General features: G+C 77.5%; 1 protein-coding gene and 1 pseudogene. Both read right to left on the reverse strand.

Going from position 1 to position 1211, the window contains the following annotated elements:
- Positions 1–182 precede the first annotated feature (182 nt).
- A complete protein-coding gene (locus tag L0B03_RS18120; protein WP_250448437.1) occupies positions 183–863 on the reverse strand; it encodes a hypothetical protein in 681 nt (226 codons plus the stop codon).
- 21 nt (positions 864–884) lie between these two features.
- A pseudogene (locus L0B03_RS18125) lies at positions 885–1211 on the reverse strand (hypothetical protein); the annotation flags it as partial.

The raw sequence follows: 1211 nt of genomic DNA on the forward strand, positions 1-1211 counted from the left end.
GCCTGGCCCTGTCCGGCAGCCCCGAGGAGGGCGCCCTCCTCGGCGCCGCCAAGCCCGTGCCCGGCCCCCCCGGTCGCGGCCAGCTCGTCACCCGCGAGCGCGGCCTGCAGGTCGTCCAGCTCGCCCTGCTGCCGTCCGAGCACGAGGACGCGCCCGCCTGACCGCAGACGCCAGCAGGGCCCTCAGGGGGCCACCCGGACCGTGGACAACGCCTCCTGGAGCTCCCCCGACATGAAGGCACCCTGCGGCCCGCTGACGGACAGCAGCAGCAGGTACCCGTCCGGGTGCTCGACTGCCAGAGCGATCTCCCGGACCCCGTCCGCCGCCCGGGAACCCGTCCGGTGCGAGGCTGAGCCGCGCCAGGCGACCTCGACCGTGCCCGCCTCGTACGGCCCCGCGAGGCCGTCCACACCACGGTGCGATCCCGCCTCGACGCTGAGCACGGTCAGGAGCAGGCCCCCGGGGGCGACCCTGCCCCACGCCCCGTCCAGGGCCATCCCCTGCCCGGCCCCGGTGGACCGCAGGGCGTCCATGCGGTCATCCGGCACGTGCGCCCACGGGCCGAGGGCCTCGGGCAGCACCAGGCTCACCGGGCCGACCTCCGTGGAGCCCGGGTGCGGCTCACCGATCCCGGCCCGTAGCGCGCCGTCGGGCTCGCGGCTGATCAGGCCCGCGGCGCCAACACCCGCGGTCAGGGCGACCAGGGCGAGCGCGCCGAGCACGACCCGGGCCTGGGAGCGCGTCCTGCCCCGCCACCAGGCAGACCACCACGACCGCTGCAGCACCTGAGACCGCCGCAGCTCGCGGACCCGCTGCGGCACCTGGAACCGCTGCAGCACCCGGGACTGCTGCGTCGACGCCATGGCCTCACCGTACCGAGGGGGTCAGCGTGCCTGCGGTCGCGCCCGGCGCTGCTCCCGCCGTCGTGCACGCAGCGAGGCCAGGGACCACCGGGCCAGCCACCGCTGGCGCCGGGGGACGACGTCCTGCATCGCCGCGATCGCCGCGTCGACCTGCTGCCAGTAGGCGTCGACCTGCTCCGGCGCCGGCTCGCCAGGCCCGAAGACCACGGCGTCCGCCCCGGCGGCGAGACCGGCCACCGGTCCGCCGACCGTCGCGGCCCGGCGGGTGCTGACGTCGGGGTCCGCGGGTGCGGACCGACCGCGTGGTGCGGCGAACGCAGCGGTGAGCCCGACCGCGATCTCACGCCG

Origin of the sequence: Actinotalea sp. C106, assembly GCF_023630195.1 — a bacterium.
Classification (GTDB): domain Bacteria; phylum Actinomycetota; class Actinomycetes; order Actinomycetales; family Cellulomonadaceae; genus Actinotalea.

What these genes read in the sequence shown, in the direction of transcription:
- L0B03_RS18120 (WP_250448437.1), bottom strand. Translation starts at nt 863, where the DNA reads ATGGCGTCGACGCAGCAGTCCCGGGTGCTGCAGCGGTTCCAGGTGCCG.